Raw genomic sequence first — 1,280 nt, forward strand, 5'->3', positions numbered from 1 at the left:
ATCCGATGAAAACGATCCATGTAGCCCAGTAGGCATCAACACAACCGATAGTGATGGTGATGGTTTAACGGATTGTGAAGAAACTACAGGTATAGACGATCCGAGTACGCCAACAGTACCAACAGGTGCATCTAACCCTAATGATGCATGTGATCCAATTGTTGAAAACTGTTACCCTGTAGCTAATAATGATGGAGGATCAACAGACCCTGGAGTAGATGTTATAATTAATGTTACTGGAAACGATACAGATCCAAATGGCACTATAGATATAACTTCTATTGATTTAGATCCAGATACACCAGGACAACAGAGTTCATTTACAGTACCTGGAGAAGGAACTTTTACAGATAATGGTGATGGAACAGTTACATTTAGTCCAGAGTTGGGTTACACAGATGGAATAACTACTATTACATATACTGTAAATGATAATGAAGGAAATGTATCTAATGAGGCAATGATAACAGTTGTGGTTCCGTTATGTACTTCTACTATTGATTCAGATGGTGATGGCTTAACTGATTGTGAGGAAATAACAGGTAACGATGATCCAAGTACACCAGCTGATCCAACTACATTTGTAGGTGGCCCAACAAGTGATCCAAACGATCCATGTAGCCCAGTAGGCATCAACACAACCGATAGTGATGGTGATGGTTTAACGGATTGTGAAGAAACTACAGGTATAGATGATCCAAGTACGCCAACAGTACCAACAGGTACATCCGATGAAAACGATCCATGTAGCCCAGTAGGCATCAACACAACCGATAGTGATGGTGATGGTTTAACGGATTGTGAAGAAACTACGGGTATAGACGATCCAAGTACACCAACAGTACCAACAGGTACATCCGATGAAAACGATCCATGTAGCCCAGTAGGCATCAACACGACCGATAGTGATGGTGATGGTTTAACGGATTGTGAGGAAACCACAGGTATAGATGATCCGAGTACGCCAACAGTACCAACTGGTACATCTGATGAAAACGATCCATGTAGCCCAGTAGGCATCAATACGACCGATAGTGATGGTGATGGTTTAACGGATTGTGAGGAAACCACAGGTATAGATGATCCAAGTACGCCAACAGTACCAACAGGTACCTCCGATGAAAACGATCCATGTAGCCCAGTAGGCATCAATACGACCGATAGTGATGGTGATGGTTTAACGGATTGTGAAGAAACTACAGGTATAGATGATCCAAGTACGCCAACAGTACCAACAGGTACATCCGATGAAAACGATCCATGTAGCCCAGTAGGCATCA

At 42.4% G+C, this 1,280-nt stretch carries 1 protein-coding gene; it reads left to right on the forward strand.

Annotated features, from left to right (window positions below; translation table 11 throughout):
- On the forward strand, positions 1-1,280 hold a 1,280-nt coding region (locus tag ACNG5D_RS15790), incomplete at both ends, for an Ig-like domain-containing protein (RefSeq protein WP_418184497.1).

Origin of the sequence: Algibacter ulvanivorans (assembly GCF_048381495.1) — a bacterium.
In the GTDB taxonomy this organism is placed as follows: Bacteria; Bacteroidota; Bacteroidia; order Flavobacteriales; family Flavobacteriaceae; genus Algibacter_B; species Algibacter_B ulvanivorans.